This is a genomic window from Brevundimonas sp. LPMIX5 (genome assembly GCF_003576505.1).
In the GTDB taxonomy this organism is placed as follows: domain Bacteria; phylum Pseudomonadota; class Alphaproteobacteria; order Caulobacterales; family Caulobacteraceae; genus Brevundimonas; species Brevundimonas naejangsanensis.
Genome location: NZ_QWTZ01000002.1, coordinates 688,734 through 705,246 on the forward strand (window position 1 = coordinate 688,734; position 16,513 = coordinate 705,246).

The following is a 16,513-nucleotide window of genomic DNA, read 5'->3' on the forward strand; positions in this document are numbered from 1 at the left end:
AGGAGTGCGTCATGTCCCGTCTTTCGTCCTTTCCTTCGATCCGCAGCATGGCGGCCCCGGCTGCGGCGCTGAGCGCCGTCCTGATGCTGGCGGCCTGCGGCCAGAACGACGCCGCGCCCGCCGCCGACAGCGCGCCGCAAGCGCCCAAGACGCCGACGCCCACCGAAGCCGAAAAGATCGCCCTGCTGGCCGCCCTGCCCGCGCCGTATAACGAGGGAGACCTCGATAACGGCCGTCGCGCCTTCGCACGCTGCCGCTCGTGCCACACCATCACGCCGGGCGGGCCGAACATGACGGGGCCGAACCTCTATGGCGTCTTCGGCAGCAAGGCCGGGGCGAAGGAAAAGTACAGCTATTCCCACGCCCTGCGCACGGCGGACTTCACCTGGGACGCCGAGACGCTGGATCACTGGCTGCAGAACCCGCGCACCTTCCTGCCCGGCAACAAGATGAGCTTCGCGGGCCTGCCCGACGCCACGGACCGCCGCGACGTCATCGCCTTCCTGAAGGTAGAGACGGGGTTCAAGCCGCAGGGCGAGTAAGCCGGCGCAGATAAGCAAAAAGGGCGGCGGACCATATGGTCCGCCGCCCTTATCATTTTCGAAGACCAGAGCGTCCTATTCCGCCGGGCTCATGTCCGGCTCGAGGCCCTCGCGCTTCTCCTGCGCCTCCCATTCCTCGATCTTGCGGGCGGTGTATTCCGGCGACTTGGTGAAGCGCGCCAGCACGCCATAGATCACCGGCACCACGAACAGGGTCAGCACCGTGGCGAACATGGCGCCGGTGAAGATCACCACGCCGATGGTCTGACGGCTGCCCGCCCCTGCTCCTTGCCACAGCACCAGCGGCAAGGCGCCGAAGGCGGTGGCGATCGAGGTCATGATGATCGGGCGCAGACGCAAGCTGGAGGACTCGATGATGGCCTCGCGGATGGTTCGCCCCTGATCGCGCAGCTGGTTGGCGAACTCGACGATCAGAATGCCGTTCTTGGCTGCGACGCCGATCAGGATGATCAGGCCGATCTGGCTGTAGATGTTCAGGCTGGAGCCCGCCATCAGCAGGCCGAACAGGCCGCCCGCCGCCGCCAGAGGCACCGTCAGCATGATGACCGCCGGGGTGATCCAGCTCTCGAACTGGGCCGCCAGCACCAGGAAGACCAGCAGCAGGGCCAGAGCGAAGGCCCAGCCCACAGCGCTGCCCGCCTCCTGCTGGTCGCGGGCGGCGCCGCCCCAGCGGATGTTGGTTACGCCCTGCGGCTGCTTGGCGGCCTCGTTCATGAGGAACTGAACAGCGTCATCGATGGTCGTGCCGGGGTTCAGGTCGGCCTGCAGGGTGATGGCGCGCTGGCGATCCAGACGGCGACGATCAGGCGTGTCGCCCGAGGTCTTGGTCGTGACCACCGCCGACAGCGGCACAAGCTGCGCCGTGCCGGTCGAGACATACAGCGCCTCGAGGTCCGAAACCTCGCGGCGGCTGTCGCGGTCGGTCTGCAGGATGACGTCATATTCCTGGCCGCCCTTGATGTAGGTCGTGGCGCGGCGCGAACCGAACATGGTCTCCAGCGTGCGGCCGATCTGCTGTGACGACACGCCTAGCGCCGCCGCCTTCTGCGGATCGACGTCGACCAGCAGGCGCGGCGCGTTCGGTTCATAGTTCAAACGCGGGCGCGAGAAGCCTGGGTTCTCCTGCGCCGCCGCCAGGATGGGCTGCAGCCAGTTGTAGATGGCGCTGTATTCAGCGCCAGTGACGATCATCTCGATCGAGTTGGAGTTGCCGCCGCCGCGTTGGAAGGCGCCCGGCGTCGAGGCGTTGACCTGAGCGCCGGTCTGATTGCGCAGCTTGGCGTTCAACTCCTGGGCGATCTGATCCGCCGAACGATCGCGCTCGGACCAATCGGCCAGATTCAGGACCGCGCTGCCCGAACTGAAGCCCGAACCGCCGAAGCCCGGCGACGAGATCATGAAGTTAGCCGCCTCGCCGTTCTGGCGATACTCGGCCAGGATCGGTTCCAGCCCCAGCATGATCTCGCGCGTGTAATCAAAGCCCGTGCCTTCCGGCCCGGCGATGCGCAGGGTCACGCGGCCCCGGTCCTCGTTCGGCACCAGTTCATTAGGCAGATGCAGGAAGATGCCGGTCGCCCCCGCCGCCACCAGGACGATCAGGGCGGCCACGCCCCCGACCGCGACACGGCGGCCAAGCAGGGCGTCCAAAGACGCGGCGTAGGACCGCTTCAGCGCGTCCATGCCTGCATCCACGCGCCGAGCGACCCAGCCGCCGGTATGCGCCGGCTTCAGAATCTTCGACGCCAGCATCGGCGACAGGCTCAGCGCCAGGAAGGCCGAGAAAGCCACGGCCGCAGCAATAGCGGCCGCCAGTTCGACGAACAAACGCCCGACATAGCCCGGCAGGAACAGCAGCGGCGCGAACACCGACAACAGCACGACGGTCGTAGCTACGACGGCGAAGAAGACCTGACGCGCTCCGCGCTCGGCCGCGACCAGCGGCGGCTCGCCGTGATCCAGACGGCGCTGAATATTCTCGACCACGACGATGGCGTCGTCGACAACCAGGCCGATCGCCAGCACCAGGGCCAGCAGGGTCAGCAAGTTCAGCGAGAAACCAAGCGGCGCCAGGACGATGAAGGTCGCAAGGAGGCAGATCGGAGCCACCACCGACGGAATGATCGCCGCCCGCAGACTGCCCAGGAAGATGAAGTTGACCAGGGCCACCAGAGCCATCGAGATGCCGATGGTCACCCACACTTCGTCAATGGCGTGGGAGGTGAAGACCGAGTTGTCGGAACCGACTTCCAGCGTCGTGCCGGGCGGCAGGCTGTGGCGCATCTCCTCCATCAGGGCGCGGGCCCCCTTGGAGATTTCCAGGTCGTTGGACTGGGCCTGGCGGGTGACGGCCAGACCGATCTGGTCCAGCCCATTGCCGCGGAACAGGCGCCGCGCCTCAGCCGGGGCTTCCTCGATCCGGGCGATGTCGCCCAGACGGGTGACATAGGCGGCGTTGCCGATCAGGGCGCCGGTGACGCCATTGGTCATGGCCGCCGACGCTGCGCCCAAGGTGCCGGACGCTTGCGCCCCCGTGGCGGTCGAGGCCGAGCCGCGCGTGCCGATCGGCAGTTGAGCGAAATCCGCCGGATCGGCGTAGTTGCGCGCCACGCGGACGGTATAGTCCTTCTGCGCCGACTCCAGCGAGCCCGCAGGCAGTTCGACGTTCTGATTGTTGAGGGCGGTCTCGACGTCGGTGACGGTCAGACCGCGCGCCGCCATCGCCCCCGCGTCCAGCCAGATGCGCATAGCGTAGCGCTGCTCGCCGAAGATATTGACCTGGGCCACGCCAGGCACGGTGGCGAAGCGGTCCACCAGATAGCGACGGGCGTAGTCGGTCAGTTCCAGACGGTCCATCGTGGTGGACCGCAGGAACATGATCAGGATGGGCTGGCTGTCGGAATCGGCCTTGGCCACTTCGGGCGGATCCGCCTGATCCGGCAGACGGCCCAGCACGCGCGAGATGCGATCACGCACGTCGTTGGCGGCGTCGTCGATATTGCGATCCAGCGAAAACTCGATGTTGACGTTGGACCGGCCGTCGCGACTGGTCGAATTGATGCGTTTGACGCCCTGAATCCCGGCGATCTGCTGTTCGATCGGCTCGGTGATCCGGCTCTCGATCACCTCAGCCGAGGCGCCGGCGTAGCTGGTGCTGACCGAGACAATCGGCGGGTCAACGTCCGGCAGTTCGCGCACCGGCAGGAAGAAGAAGGCCGCCAGGCCGATGACGCACAGGACGATCGCCGCCACCGCCGCAAAGACGGGGCGCCGGACCGAAACATCGGACAGCATCATGGGCGGGCCGCCTGCGTCGTGCGAGCGCCGCCCTTGGTCGGAGCGCGCCGTTGGGCGGCTTCACCCTCGACGCTGACAGGAGCGCCGGGCTGAATGCGGTTCAGGCCCGAGGCGACGATGTGGTCGTTGTTGGCCAGCCCCGAAACAATCTCGACATAGCCGCCCTCGACGGCGCCCGTCTGGACCTCGACACGCTGGGCGGTTGCGCCCGTCTCGCCGCGCGCGATGCGATAGACGAAGGCGCCCTGCCCTTCGTACTGAACGGCGGCCTCGGGCACGGCCAGGCTCTGGCGGCGGCCCTGATGAACGGCGACGCGCATCATCATGCCGGGGCGGATGCGGTTGCCGGGATTGGGGAATTCAGCGCGGGCGATGATCGCGCGGGTCTGTTCGTTGACGCGCGTGTCCAGCAGGGCGATGCGGCCGTTGAACTCTTCTCCGGGGAAGGCGTCCGTCGTCGCCGTCAGCGGCGCGCCCACCGGCAGCACGCCCAGATAGCGCTCCGGCAGCGGGAAATCGACGCGCACGCCGCTGATGTCGTCCAGAGTGGTGATGACAGAACCCGGCGAGATCAGGGTCCCCGGAGTCACCGAGGTCAGCCCCAGCACCCCGGCGAAGGGCGCGCGCAGGATGCGGTCGCCGCGACGGGACTCAGCCGCCGCCACGCCGGCCTGCGCCGTCTTCAGGGCGGTTTCCGCCGTCTCGGCCATGACGCGCGGCGCCACGCCGCGCTCGGCGAGGATGCGATAGCGGTCATACTCGCGCTGGGCGTTCTCCAGTTGGGCGCGGGTGCGGATCAGGTCCGCATCTTCCTCACGCGCCTGCAGTTCGACCAGGGGCGTGCCCGCCGCCACGGCCTGCCCATCGGCGAACATGACCTGGGTCACCAACTGGGTCGTATTGGAGGTGATGTTGACCGAGCGGCGCCCCCGCGCCACGCCCAGAACGCGGATCTGATCGGCAAACTCACGGCGTTGGGCCACCACCTCGGCGACCACCTGGCCCCGTCCGGCGCCGGGCCCGCGCGGACCCTTGCCATCGCCTGCGCCGCCGTCGCTGAAGGCGATCTTGAAGACCGCTGCGACGACCATCAGCCCCAACAGACAGGCCGCGCCGATAATGAAAAAGTGGCGTTTGAACACGCGACGCAGTCTCCCCGACAACAAGCGTTATCGCTTAACGGGTCATCGCCGTTACGCAAATAACGTATCTGTAACGAGACTACTCTCTGATTCCGTCGCGGAAATTCGCTTTAAAAGCGCCGCCAGATTCCGATTACGGGCCCCTGTCCCGCAGGAGTTTCACGGCCTGCGACCGCCGTTCGCCAACCGGCCTGCAGGCTCCAGTCGCCGAGTCGCCGCACGACCGAGCTTTCCAACGTCAGCCAGCGGGGCCCGCCGTCGTCCGCCGCTCCGGCATAGGCCTGACCCAACAGCAGCCAGTCCGGCGCGAGATATAGGCCTGCCGTCAGGTCCAGCCGCGTCTCGTCGTTGAGGCCCGCGCGCCAGAGCCTCGCCGCCTGCGCCTCGATAAAGCCGCCCTGCCCGTCGGCTCCCAGGCCGCGCCCGGCCATCACGCGCGCCTCCCAGTCATGATCGCCGGCTCCAGGCGGCGCATAGCCGGCGTTACGCCCCTCGCCGCCATGAGCATAGCCGACATAGAGGGCCGCAGCGTTGCGCGTATCGCGATAGGCCTGCCAGCGCACGCCGATCTCAATCGGGCCGCGCCCCTGATAGTCGACGAAGGCGTCGCGCCCCTCCTGCCATTCGCTCTTCATCTGCAGGGTGAAACGGTCGTCCAGTCCATGTTCGGCGAAGATGGAAAGAGCGCGGTCGAGGCGGTCGTGCGACAGGTCAACCCGCTCTCCGTCGGGCGAAAAGGCCTGATCCGCGCGGATGGTCTCATATTTGACGATCGCCTGCCCCTGTCCCTTCGGCAGGTTCCAGGCGCCCGCATGGGCGGGGCAGCCGACTGCAAGCCACGCCAGACCGACCAGAAGGCCGATCGGGCCGCGCCTCAATCCGCCCCCCAGCAGCCTCACGCGTCGTAGCCGGGCGATTTTCGATGGAGCTGACGCAGGGCGCCGGGCCAGGCCAGGGACGAGACAAAGCCGATGCCGCGCCCCTGCTCCTTGGTCTCAGCCTGAGCCGCATCCGGAGCGATCAGGACATTGTCGCGCCCCGCCGAAAGGGCGGCGACCTGCTGGGCGCAGGCGCGTTCCAGAAAGAAGATGCCGACCCAGGCCTGCGCCGCCGTATTTCCGACCGCCATCGTGCCGTGATTGCGCAGCAGCATCAGCGACCTGTCGCCCAGGTCCGCGACCAGACGCTCGCGCTCGTCATGGTTCAGCGCCAGGCCTTCATAGCCGTGGTAGGCCACCTGATGCTGCAACAGGCAGGCGTTCTGGCTGATGGGCAGCAGGCCGTCCTTCTGGGCCGCCACCCCGACGCCGTTCACCGTGTGCAGGTGGATGACGAAATGCGCGTCCTCGCGCGCCGCATGGACCGCCGAGTGGATGGTGAAACCCGCCGGATTGATGAAGCTGTCAGTCTCTTGAACAATGTTGCCGTCCAGATCGACCTTCACCAGGCAAGAGGCTGTAATTTCATCGAAATACCAGCCGTAGGGATTGATCAGAAAATGCGTTTCCGGCCCCGGAACACGGGCCGAGATATGGGTGAAGATCATGTCGTCCCACCCGTGCAGCGCCGCCAGCCGATACAGGGCCGCCAGTTCGACGCGCGTGCGCCACTCGTCTTCTGAAACCCGCCCCTTCAGCGAGGGCGCCCCGCTCATTCCATCCGCCATGATCACTCCCCTGATCAGCGTTCAGGTGAACGTCCCCCCGGCAGGCGTCGGCGTCAAGACGCAAGGCCCCGCTTTCCCAAGACTTCGTTAACCCTGTTTTCACAGCCCCTCTTCAAGGTGCCTTTCGCCTCAGGGGCAGGCAGTTTTTCCGCGAGGGCGACGTGGAACCCACCAATGTGACTCGCAACGGACCGCAGACGCACGGCGCCACGCCCGCCCCCCTGCCTTTGGACAGCCTTGAACAACTGGTCGACCTGGCGAAAGGACAACCGCCGGAGCGTCAGCACGGCCTGCTGACCGGCGTGGCGGACCTGTATCGCTCGACCGGAGGGCGTGATCGCGCGCCCCAGGCGCTCGGCGACGCCTTCATCGCCCTGGTCCGCGTGGTTGAGGCGGATATCCGTCAGGCCCTCTCGGAGCGACTGGCGGATGTGGATTGGGCGCCGGTCGCCCTGGTGCGGATGCTGGCGGCCGACGCCATAGAAATCGCCCGCCCGGTTATCGCCGGCAGCCCCCTGCTGCAGGACGACGACCTTTTGACCCTGCTGGCCGAGGCGTCGCTAGATCATCGCATCCAGGTCGCCCTGAGACCCGGCCTCGGCGCCGCCGTCGCTCGCGCCATAATCAGGGCCGACGACCCGACTGTGCTGACGGCCCTCGCCTCGAACCGCACGGCGGCGTTGTGTGTGGAAAGCATGAGCCGACTGGTCAGCCGGTCGCGGGAACTGGCCGCCCTGCGCGCGCCGCTGGCCCGCCACCCGCAGATGACGCCGGAACTGGGCGCGCGCCTGTATCAATGGGTGGGCGAGGCCCTGCGCCAGGCCATCACGGAACGCTTCACCCTCGATCCAGCGCGGCTGACCGAGGCGGCGCAGGCCGTTGCACAGGAAACCGCGCCCGCCGATGTGGCCGCCGCCCGCCTGACAGCCAAGCTTCAGGCCTCAGACCAGCTTCGCCCCGCCACCCTGATCCGCGCCCTGCGTGAAGACCGGCTGGAGGTCTTCATCCATGCCCTGAGCCGCCTGGCCCGGCTGGACCTGGATCAGGTGCGACGCGCCCTGCGGGCCGACACCACCCGCCCGTTGTTGCTGGCCTGCAGCGCTGCGGGACTGGATCGCGCGGCCTTCCCGGCGGTCCTGAGCGAGGTGCGGCGCATGAATAACGGCTTTCCGCATGATCCTGACGACGGCGACTGGCGTCTGGCGCATCGTTCGGCGGCCCAGGCGGCCTCTGAATTCCAGTTGCTGATGGCGCCCGAGGACGGTCATCCCGTTTGACAGGCGGCCCCGGCTCCGCTTGCCTAGGCTGGTGAGCCAGCCTTTCCGCCCCACCGCCGTCACCTTCCTAGCCAGCGACCGGCCCGAGGCCGAAGAAGCGCGCCTGCGGCTAACGGAACGCTATGGATCCGTCCCCATAACCGAGGCAGAGGTGATCGTGGCCCTGGGCGGCGACGGCTTCATGCTGGAAACCCTGCACAACAATCTGCGATTACAGACGCCGGTTTACGGGATGAATCGCGGCTCGGTCGGCTTCCTGATGAACGATTATGAGGAAGACGACCTGCTGGATCGCTTGGTCCAGGCCGACCGCACCATGTTGCATCCCCTGCAGATGGACGCCTGGACCGAGAGCGGTCAGGTCCACAGCGGCCTGGCGATCAATGAGGTCTCCCTGCTGCGCCAGACGCGCCAGAGCGCAAAGCTGCGCATCAGCATCAACGACAAGGTGCGCCTTGAAGAATTGACCTGCGACGGCTGCCTCGTGGCGACGCCGGCCGGGTCGACCGCCTATAATCTGTCAGCACACGGCCCGATCATCCCTCTGGATGCGCCCAGCCTGGCCTTGACCCCGATCAGCGCCTTCCGCCCCCGGCGCTGGCGCGGCGCGCTGCTGTCGCATACGGCCCGCGTCCGCTTCGAGGTGCTGGAGGCCGACAAACGCCCCGTCAGCGCCACCGCCGACAACTTCGAGGTCCGGCGCGTCACACAGGTGGAGGTGCGCGAACGCCGCGACATCACCCTGACCATGCTGTTCGACGCGGGCCGCTCCTATGAAGAGCGTGTTATGGCTGAGCAGTTCTCTTCCTGAGCGTCATGATTTTTTAGAACTCTCCGGGCACATTGGATTTTACAGTTCAGGAGTCCGCCCGTGAGCAATTCGTCCAACGTCTTTCGTCCGCCCAACGCCCTGCGCGCCAAGGTGGGCGGCGGTTTCGGCGGCATCGACGCCAACGCCATCGCCAAGGCGGAAGAGGCGCTGAAAGCCATGTCGGCCCAGTTCGGTCAGTGGCTTCAGGACGAACTGACCAAGCTGGATCAGGCCCAGGCCGACATCCGCGCCAAGGGCTATACGGCCGAAACGGCCGAGGCTCTGTATTTCCGCGCCCATGACCTCAAGGGCCTCGGCGCGACCTATCAATATCCGCTGGTGACACGCATCGCCGGGTCCCTGTGCCGGATACTGGACGACGTCGACAAGCGGATGCAGGCGCCCCTGCCCCTCGTGGACGCCCATATCGACGCCATCAAAGCTGTGGTGCGCGACGAAATCCAAACCGACGAACACGCGGTGGGGCGCGATCTGGCCGAGACGCTGGAAGCACGCGTGGCCGAGCATCTCGGCTGAGGCCTTAGTTTCGTAGATAATGAAGGGGCGTTCGGTCGGACGCCCCTTTTTCTATGCCGCGCCGGCTGCTGCCTGCATCTCGGGCGCCGGACGATCCAGCCGCTCCATCAGATAGGCCAGATCTTCGCGGGCGGCGTCGGGACGCTGGCTGAGGAAGCGCTCGAGCATCCGCTGGCGGAACCGCTCGCCCGAGGTGTCGCCTCCCTCGGCCTGAAGCGCGCGCCAGGTGTCCACGCCCGCGCGAAACGCCTGGAACAGACGCGGCGGCATCCCTGCCCGGTCATACAGAGCCTTGAACCCCAATGGCCCCGCATCGTGCACCATCAGCCAGGCGCGGTGATGCGGCGTCCCGGCCAGTTCGGCCAGGGCGTGCTCCAGCAAGCTCATCTGCCCGCGCGCCAGCGCCCTCAGCAGCAGGGACGGCGTCAGCGCCTTGCGTCCATACAGGCGTGCGACGAAGGCAGGCAGGTCCGTCGCCGTCCGCGCCTGATCAATCAGATCGACGGTCGCCCGTTCGCGCGCAAAATCGGCGAACTGAATGGCGGTCTCCGGCGCCAGGGCGTGCTGGGTGATCAGATGCTCGCGCGCCGCATCTGCGGCCAACCCCACCAGGCGCTCAGTCACCGACAGCGGCAGAACCTGGCGATAGGCCAGAGCCGACACGACATCGGACGCATGGCCGAAACGATCGACCACCACGCCGAGCGCGTCTTCGGACAGGTCGGCGTTATCATTGGCGGCCAGGGCCAGCACCGCCTCCTGCCGCCCCTCGGCGGCCAGAACGGTCGCCACATCGCGCGGCACCTGCGGACGCGAGGCCACAGCGGCCTGACGCAGCGCGCAACCGGCGCGGACGATCTCGATCAGATCGTCGTCGGAAAAGACAGGCGAGCAGTTGATGACCGGCAGGGCCACGCTGTCCACATCGGCCGCCAGGCGGCGCGCCACATCGCGCGGCATCAGGCTTGAGGCCTTCAGCGTCACAGCCAGGGCGCGGCGCACCAGTTCAGCCGCATCGACGGCCAGCACTGTGAGAATCTTCTGCGCCGCCGCCCGTTCGGCCTCGTCCAGCGTCATGCGGTCGATGCTGCGCAACAGCTTGTGCGCCGCCGCCGCCCGATCGTCCTCAACGTCGGACTTGATCAGGCGCCGGATGTCGCTTTCCGTCAGGCGGGCCCGGTAGGCGGTCATGGATGAAGCTCAGGGCGGCGAAGAATCAATCGTCACCCATAGCGTTACATAGTTAAGGCCCCGTTAGGAATAACGGCCGAACAAAGGTCTTCAGACCGACCTGTCCGGCGGCGGTCCATAGGCGCCGCCGAAGCCTCCGCCCGTCCCCTGTCCGTCCTGCCCCAGCAGCAGGGCCAACAGGCCTTGATCCTGCTTCAGACGATCCAGTCGCGCGGCCAGCGCGCGCTCCTTGTCGCCCAGTTCGGGTCCAGCCTTGACGGCGCCGACGCCTGCGGCAGGCGCGACCTCGCCCGCCGTGCGCTGCAGATTGGCGTGCACCTCGGCCACCGATACGGCCCGCCCGTTGCGGTAGAAAATCGAGCGGTTGGCCGAGGCGGCTTCCGGGAACAGGGCCGCGGCGCTGGACTGGGGCCGCATCTGCATGGCCTCCATCAGCTTGGCCGCGCCCGCCGGGCCGAGGAAATGCGCGGCGTAAAGCTCGCCTCCGTTCGGCTCGCGCCCCGTGCGCCCACGCAGATAGGCGGCGTTGGAGGCCGTCAGTTCGCCCGCCATGGTCGAGGCCGCCTGTGGATCGAAGCGCAGGTCCAGCACCACATTGCGGGCCGAGCCCCGCACCTGCCAGCGCCCGTCGCCGCCTTGATAGATCAGGTCCGCATACTGGCCGTAGCCATGCTTGGCGCCATGCCGCTTCACCGTGCCCAGCCAGGTCTGCTCGATGAACTGGAACAGGCCCGAGGCCGAAGACGTCGGCGCCCGCGCATTGGGGTTCATCGCGCTTTCACGGCGCGCGGTCTTCATCAGAAAGTCGAAGTCCACGCCGGTCGAGGTCGAGGCGCGCCGAATGGCCGCCTCCACGCCGCCGGATGATGGAATCGCTTTCACGGTCATGTGTGAACGGTCGCTAACCTAGGTAAACCAAACCTTAACGCAGCAGCGTCGCCGTTAACAATTCGAAGCGCCACAATAAGGCCGCAAGCAAAGCGCGAACTTCGTTCCGTGGGGCGCTGGGGAGGGCCCGCGACAGGAGGCGCGTAAGTCATGATGATGCGTATCGCCGGGGGCCACGGCGTGGTCAGCCCCCTCGACTTCCAACAACGCCGGAAGCCGCTGTCCCCCTTGATGTGGGCGATGATCGGCGCCTCGGCCCTGGTCCACGTGGGCGCCGGAGTCTGGCTGTATCAGCAACGGTTTGAACTGGCCGACGCTCCGCCCGCGCCGACGGAGCCGCCGCCCACGATCGTCGATCTGATCCGGCCGCCCTTGCCGCCCAAGCCCCAGACGCCGCCCCAGGCCTCGCCCGCGCCGACGCCGCCGATCCACCGGCCGACGCAGGTCACGCCCAGCGATGTCGCGCCCCTGGAGGTCCCGGTCGCCCCCGTCGTCAGCCATGACGCCGGGCCAGCCATCAACATCACGGCGCCGGCAGCCGAACCTTCGACCGGCACGGCGGTCACGCCCGAACCGCCCAAGCCCGCCCCCGTCATCACCCAGCCGGACTGGGTGCGCAAACCGACGGCGGATCAGTTGATGCGCGCCTATCCGTCCGCTGCCGAAGCGCGCGGCATCGGCGGGGTGGCGGAACTGTCCTGCCTGGTGCGGGTGGACGGCGGCCTGACCGGCTGTTCGGTCACCTCTGAGACGCCGGGCAATCAGGGCTTCGGCCGGGCGGCGCTCAGCCTGAGCCGCTACTTCCGCCTCAGCCCGCGCACCGTGGACGGCCAAGCGGTCGACGGCGCCCGCGTCACCATGGCGATCCGCTTCACCCCGCCGACGGACTAAAGGAACCGCGAAGGATGGAGGGCCGGCTCGGCGACGGGCCGGCCCTCTGTCGCATCGGCGACAACGGCCCCGATCAGAGGCCCCAGCAACCAGCCGTTGCGGCGCGGCCCCAGCGCGACATGCAGGCCCGGCGCAATCTGCCCCGCCATCGGCAGGCCGTCCGGCGTTGTCCCCCGCACCCCTGCGCGCCAGTCGATCGTCAGCGTGCGCGGCGCCTGCCCCAACGCCTTCCATGCCGCCGCCAGCATGGCTTCACAGCGCGCGGCGTCGGGGATCAAGGACCGCTCGCCCGGCTCCATCGTCGCCCCGATCACGCTGCCCTCGCCCATCGGCGCGACATAGGCGCCCGGCCCGCGCATCACGTGGTCGACCAGTTTCTCCTGCACCAGACCGATCTGACCGCGAATGGGGGTGATGCAGGCGACCGCTGCGCGCGCTTCGGGCGGCAGGCCGTCCAGAGCCGGATCGGCGCCGGTGGCCAGAATCAGATGCTCCGCGCGTAAGGCGCCCACCGTCGTCTCGACCCGCCAGCCCTGCCCGTCACGCACCGCGCCCTGCGCGCACGCCGCGACCACCGTCACACCCTGCGCCAGAGCCGTAAGCGCCTGAGGCGGATCGACCTTCGCATCCTCATGCGTCGTCAGGCGCGCCGATGCGGCGTCATAGTGATGCTCAAAGCCCAGCGTCTTCATCCGCGACGCCAGTTCGGCGACGTTCCCGCCGCGCCATTCCGCCAACTCGCCATACAGCCGCACGCCCGTCGCTTCGGCGAAGGCGGGCCACAAGTCGCGCGCGCGCCTCAGCACACCGGCTGCCTCAGACGATAGATCATCGATGGCGCATTCCATCGCGGGCGCGATCATACCCGCCGCCACGGCCGAGGCGTTGACGCCGCCAGGATCGACCACCGCCACGCGGCGTCCGCGTCGTCTCAACTCCGCCGCCACGCACAGGCCAAGAGCGCCCGCGCCGATAGCCACGGCGTCGAAGGAAGGTTCGGGAGAATTAAAAAGGGGCACGGGATGTCCTTCGACCTCCCGCGCCCCGATTTCAACCGTTGAAGTCGGTCTTTTATTCAGCCGCCAGCTTGGCCGCGCGGGCCTCTTCAAGACGCTTGGTCAGGGCGGCGTACTGGCCCCACAGGGCCTTGGGCAGGCGATCGCCGAACTTCTCGTAGAAGGCGGGGATCAGGGCAGCTTCCTCGGTCCACACGTCGGCGTCGACGTCCAGCAGGATCTGCAAGTCGGCGTCGGTCAGCGTCAGGCCCGACAGGTCCAGCGCGTCCTTGGACGGCACGCGGCCGACTGGAGTGTCCACGGCCTCGGCCTGACCTTCCAGACGCTCGACGATCCACTTCAGCACGCGGGCGTTATCGCCGAAGCCCGGCCACACGAACTTGCCGTCCTCGTTCTTGCGGAACCAGTTGACGAAGTAGAGACGCGGCAGCTTGGCCGCATCTGTCGTGCGCTGGGCCATCGACAGCCAGTGGCCGAAATAGTCGCCCATGTTGTAGCCGCAGAACGGCAGCATGGCGAAGGGGTCGCGGCGCAGTTCGCCGACCTTGTTCTCAGCCGCCGCCGTGCCTTCCGACGCCACGGTCGAGCCCATGAAGACGCCGTGCTCCCAGTCATAGGCTTCCGTCACCAGCGGCACGGCCGAGGCGCGACGGCCGCCGAACAGGATGGCGTCGATCGGCACGCCCGCAGGGTCTTCCCACTCAGGCGCGATCGACGGGCACTGACCGGCCCAGACGGCGAAGCGCGAGTTCGGGTGGGCCGCAGGCTCGCCCGATGCCGGATCGTGCGGCTGACCCTTCCAGTTGGTCAGGCCTTCCGGCGCTTCCTTGGTCAGGCCTTCCCACCAGACGTCGCCATCGGCAGTCAGGGCGACGTTGGTGAAGATGGTGTCGCGCGTCAGGGTTTCGAGCGCATTCTTGTTCGTGTTGCGGCTGGTGCCCGGCGCCACGCCGAAGAAGCCCGCTTCCGGGTTCACGGCGTACAGGCGGCCGTCTTCGCCAAAGCGCATCCAGGCGATGTCGTCGCCCACCGTCTCGGCCTTCCAGCCGTCCAGCGCCGGTTGCAGCATGGCCAGGTTGGTCTTGCCGCAGGCCGACGGGAAGGCGGCGGCCACATACTTCGACACGCCTTCGGGGCTGGTCAGCTTGAGGATCAGCATGTGCTCGGCCAGCCACCCCTCGTCGCGGGCCATGATCGAGGCGATGCGCAAGGCGTAGCACTTCTTGCCCAGCAGGGCGTTGCCGCCGTAGCCCGAGCCGTATGACCAGATTTCGCGGGTTTCGGGGAAGTGGACGATCCACTTGTCGTCATTGCAGGGCCAGGCCACATCCGCCTGACCTTCGGCCAGCGGCGCGCCCAGCGTGTGAACGGCGGGAACGAAGACGCCGTCGGCGCCCAGCATGTCCAGCGCGCCCTTGCCCATGCGGGTCATGACGCCCATCGACACGGCGACATAGCCGCTGTCGGTGATCTCGACGCCCAGGGCGGAGATCTTGGAGCCCAGCGGACCCATGCAGAACGGAACGACATACATCGTCCGGCCCTTCATGCAGCCGTCGAACAGGCCGTCTAGACGGGCGCGCATCTCAACCGGGTCGGACCAGTTGTTGGTCGGGCCGGCGTCGGCTTCGTCCTGCGAGCAGATGAAGGTGCGGCTTTCGACGCGGGCCACGTCCTTGGGGTCCGAGGCGGCGTAATAGCAGCCGGGGCGCTTGGCCTGATCCAGTTCCTTCAGCGTGCCCTTGGCGATCAGGTCGGCCACGATGGCCGACTTCTCGGCGTCCGAGCCGTCGCACCAGTGAACACGGTCCGGCTTGGTCAGGGCGGCGATCTGCTCCACCCAGGCGACAAGGCCCTTGTGTTCGGTCGGCGCCGGAAGGAGTCCGGGAATCGATTGCGTCACGTCTTGCTCTCCTGAAGCTGCGCGCGCCGATCTGTCGTCGCCGTCACGCAATAAGCTGATCACGCTGTGTTACGCGGGCAATGAACCCGACGGGACATAAGGTCAACCGCTGCACGTTTCATTCCCCCGTTATCCGGGCCAGACCGCCCGCGCGCACAATTAAATCGTCAGAGCGCGCCCCAAGGGCTATCTCCTTCGGCGTGAAGACGATGGATTCTGCAGTATCGACATCGGCCGGCGCCCCTGATGCGCTGATTTCGCCGGCAGCCGAACGCAACAGCGCGGCCATACTCGACGTTCTGCGCGCCCATCTGCCTGCTCGCGGCCGGGTGCTGGAGATCGCCGCCGGATCGGGTCAGCACGCCGTCGCCTTCGCCGCCGCCCTGCCCGGCCTGGACTGGACGCCCAGCGACCCCAGCCCGCAGGCCCGCGCCAGCATCGAGGCGTGGCGGACGCATACAGGCGTCGCAAACCTGCGCCCTGCACAGGCCGTCGACATGCTGGACGACGCCAGTTGGCCGTCAGAGCCGCTGAACGCCATCGTCTGCATCAACATGATCCACATCAGCCCGTGGACGGCGGCCAAAGGCCTGATGCAGCTGGCCGAGCGGTCGCTAATGCGCCCCGGCGGCCTGCTGTACCTCTACGGCCCTTATCGCGAGGCGGAAGTTCCGCTGGCCCCCTCCAACGCGGCCTTTGACGACGGCCTGAAGGCGCGCGACCCGGCATGGGGCCTGCGCGACCGGGGCGAGGTCGAGACGCTCGCCCGGTCGCATGGCCTAGCCCTGACGCTGCGGCGAGCCATGCCCGCCAACAACCTGAGCCTGATCTTCCGCCGCGTTTAGATGGCGGCGACGACGGCCGTCAGTTCGGCGCGGTCGTTCAGCAGGGCGACCTTGCCGTCGCGGAAGGCGGCGCCCGGCGCATCGGCCGCTTCGCCGAAGATTTCGGCCGTCAGGGCCACGCCGTCGGCGAACGCCAGAACCGGCAGCCCTTGCGCCTTGGCCAGATTCACCAGCGCCTTGACCTGGACCAGTCCGGCCTCGTCCGCCATGCCGCCGGGAACCACCACGCCCTGGACCCGGCCGCCGGTGATGTCATCGGCCGTCGCCGTGGCCAGAACCGTCAACCCGCCCGAAACCAGACTGCCCTCGCCGGTCGAGATCGGAGCCAGCGACACGCCTTCAAAGCGGAGGGCGGTCTCCATGTCGCCCAGTTCGCCGAAATCCATGCCCTTGCGCATGATCAGGCCGAAGCGCAGGCGGGTCGGCGCGGGGCGGTTGCCGTATTGGCGGGAACGAGGGGCGGTCGCGGTCTTGCGTTGAGCGTACAAA

15 protein-coding genes are annotated in these 16,513 nt (G+C 67.7%); 6 read left to right on the forward strand and 9 right to left on the reverse strand.

What is annotated here, in order from left to right:
* The first annotated feature begins 11 nt into the window (after nt 1–11).
* Nucleotides 12–542 carry a c-type cytochrome gene (locus D1604_RS04410; RefSeq protein WP_119412451.1) on the forward strand — a complete coding sequence of 177 codons (531 nt, stop codon included), beginning with the start codon at nt 12–14 and terminating at the stop codon, nt 540–542.
* A 75-nt stretch (nt 543–617) separates the two neighbouring features.
* Here the strand turns inward: D1604_RS04410 and D1604_RS04415 are convergent, their stop codons facing one another.
* The 4 genes from D1604_RS04415 to D1604_RS04430 all read right to left on the reverse strand — a co-directional run bounded on the left by D1604_RS04415 (nt 618) and on the right by D1604_RS04430 (nt 6,665).
* Nucleotides 618–3,854: an efflux RND transporter permease subunit gene (locus tag D1604_RS04415; protein WP_035302854.1), complete on the reverse strand. Its 3,237-nt coding sequence runs from the start codon at nt 3,852–3,854 to the stop codon at nt 618–620.
* Nucleotides 3,854–4,999, reverse strand: coding sequence for an efflux RND transporter periplasmic adaptor subunit (locus D1604_RS04420; RefSeq protein ID WP_119412324.1), 1,146 nt, complete (start codon nt 4,997–4,999; stop codon nt 3,854–3,856). Before D1604_RS04420 ends, D1604_RS04415 begins: the two co-directional genes overlap by 1 nt.
* A gap of 110 nt (nt 5,000–5,109) precedes the next feature.
* Complete coding sequence (locus D1604_RS04425) at nt 5,110–5,898, reverse strand: hypothetical protein (protein WP_119412325.1); 789 nt, start codon at nt 5,896–5,898, stop codon at nt 5,110–5,112.
* On the reverse strand, nt 5,895–6,665 hold the full coding sequence (locus tag D1604_RS04430) for a class II aldolase/adducin family protein (protein WP_119412326.1): 771 nt from the start codon (nt 6,663–6,665) through the stop codon (nt 5,895–5,897). Before D1604_RS04430 ends, D1604_RS04425 begins: the two co-directional genes overlap by 4 nt.
* Before the next feature lie 161 nt (nt 6,666–6,826).
* On the opposite strand from D1604_RS04430, the gene D1604_RS04435 reads away from it, so the two are divergent.
* The 3 genes from D1604_RS04435 to D1604_RS04445 are packed head-to-tail and all read left to right on the forward strand — an operon-like array spanning nt 6,827 to nt 9,290.
* On the forward strand, nt 6,827–7,942 hold the full coding sequence (locus D1604_RS04435) for a DUF2336 domain-containing protein (RefSeq protein WP_119412327.1): 1,116 nt from the start codon (nt 6,827–6,829) through the stop codon (nt 7,940–7,942).
* 31 nt (nt 7,943–7,973) lie between these two features.
* Nucleotides 7,974–8,753, forward strand: a complete 780-nt coding sequence (locus D1604_RS04440; protein ID WP_024353963.1) for an NAD kinase — start codon at nt 7,974–7,976, stop codon at nt 8,751–8,753.
* 60 nt (nt 8,754–8,813) lie between these two features.
* Nucleotides 8,814–9,290 carry an Hpt domain-containing protein gene (locus D1604_RS04445; protein ID WP_119412328.1) on the forward strand — a complete coding sequence of 159 codons (477 nt, stop codon included), beginning with the start codon at nt 8,814–8,816 and terminating at the stop codon, nt 9,288–9,290.
* A 51-nt stretch (nt 9,291–9,341) separates the two neighbouring features.
* Here D1604_RS04445 and D1604_RS04450 read toward each other — a convergent pair whose 3' ends face one another.
* On the reverse strand, nt 9,342–10,481 hold the full coding sequence (locus tag D1604_RS04450; RefSeq protein WP_119412329.1) for a DUF2336 domain-containing protein: 1,140 nt from the start codon (nt 10,479–10,481) through the stop codon (nt 9,342–9,344).
* 90 nt (nt 10,482–10,571) lie between these two features.
* A complete protein-coding gene (locus tag D1604_RS04455; RefSeq protein ID WP_119412330.1) occupies nt 10,572–11,369 on the reverse strand; it encodes a transglycosylase SLT domain-containing protein in 798 nt (265 codons plus the stop codon).
* A 150-nt stretch (nt 11,370–11,519) separates the two neighbouring features.
* On the opposite strand from D1604_RS04455, the gene D1604_RS04460 reads away from it, so the two are divergent.
* A complete protein-coding gene (locus D1604_RS04460) occupies nt 11,520–12,260 on the forward strand; it encodes an energy transducer TonB family protein (RefSeq protein ID WP_119412331.1) in 741 nt (246 codons plus the stop codon).
* Here the strand turns inward: D1604_RS04460 and D1604_RS04465 are convergent.
* Both D1604_RS04465 and D1604_RS04470 read right to left on the reverse strand, forming a co-directional pair.
* Complete coding sequence (locus tag D1604_RS04465) at nt 12,257–13,279, reverse strand: NAD(P)/FAD-dependent oxidoreductase (protein ID WP_233551857.1); 1,023 nt, start codon at nt 13,277–13,279, stop codon at nt 12,257–12,259. The genes D1604_RS04460 and D1604_RS04465 overlap by 4 nt on opposite strands.
* Nucleotides 13,280–13,331: 52 nt before the next feature.
* A complete protein-coding gene (locus D1604_RS04470; protein WP_119412332.1) occupies nt 13,332–15,179 on the reverse strand; it encodes a phosphoenolpyruvate carboxykinase (GTP) in 1,848 nt (615 codons plus the stop codon).
* 209 nt (nt 15,180–15,388) lie between these two features.
* On the opposite strand from D1604_RS04470, the gene D1604_RS04475 reads away from it, so the two are divergent.
* The gene (locus D1604_RS04475; RefSeq protein ID WP_119412333.1) at nt 15,389–16,024 is read left to right on the forward strand and encodes a DUF938 domain-containing protein; all 636 of its coding nucleotides are present in this window, start codon (nt 15,389–15,391) and stop codon (nt 16,022–16,024) included.
* Here the strand turns inward: D1604_RS04475 and D1604_RS04480 are convergent.
* Nucleotides 16,021–16,512 carry a hypothetical protein gene (locus D1604_RS04480; protein ID WP_233551859.1) on the reverse strand — a complete coding sequence of 164 codons (492 nt, stop codon included), beginning with the start codon at nt 16,510–16,512 and terminating at the stop codon, nt 16,021–16,023. The two genes, D1604_RS04475 and D1604_RS04480, sit on opposite strands and share 4 nt — an antisense overlap.
* Nucleotide 16,513 lies beyond the last annotated feature (1 nt).

Bases quoted from the DNA above. Each gene is read 5' to 3' on its own strand.
- D1604_RS04430 (WP_119412326.1), bottom strand. From the start codon at position 6,665: ATGGCGGATGGAATGAGCGGGGCGCCCTCGCTGAAGGGGCGGGTTTCA.
- D1604_RS04460 (WP_119412331.1), top strand. From the start codon at position 11,520: ATGATGATGCGTATCGCCGGGGGCCACGGCGTGGTCAGCCCCCTCGAC.
- D1604_RS04455 (WP_119412330.1), bottom strand. From the start codon at position 11,369: ATGACCGTGAAAGCGATTCCATCATCCGGCGGCGTGGAGGCGGCCATT.
- D1604_RS04450 (WP_119412329.1), bottom strand. From the start codon at position 10,481: ATGACCGCCTACCGGGCCCGCCTGACGGAAAGCGACATCCGGCGCCTG.
- D1604_RS04415 (WP_035302854.1), bottom strand. From the start codon at position 3,854: ATGCTGTCCGATGTTTCGGTCCGGCGCCCCGTCTTTGCGGCGGTGGCG.
- D1604_RS04410 (WP_119412451.1), top strand. From the start codon at position 12: ATGTCCCGTCTTTCGTCCTTTCCTTCGATCCGCAGCATGGCGGCCCCG.
- D1604_RS04475 (WP_119412333.1), top strand. From the start codon at position 15,389: ATGGATTCTGCAGTATCGACATCGGCCGGCGCCCCTGATGCGCTGATT.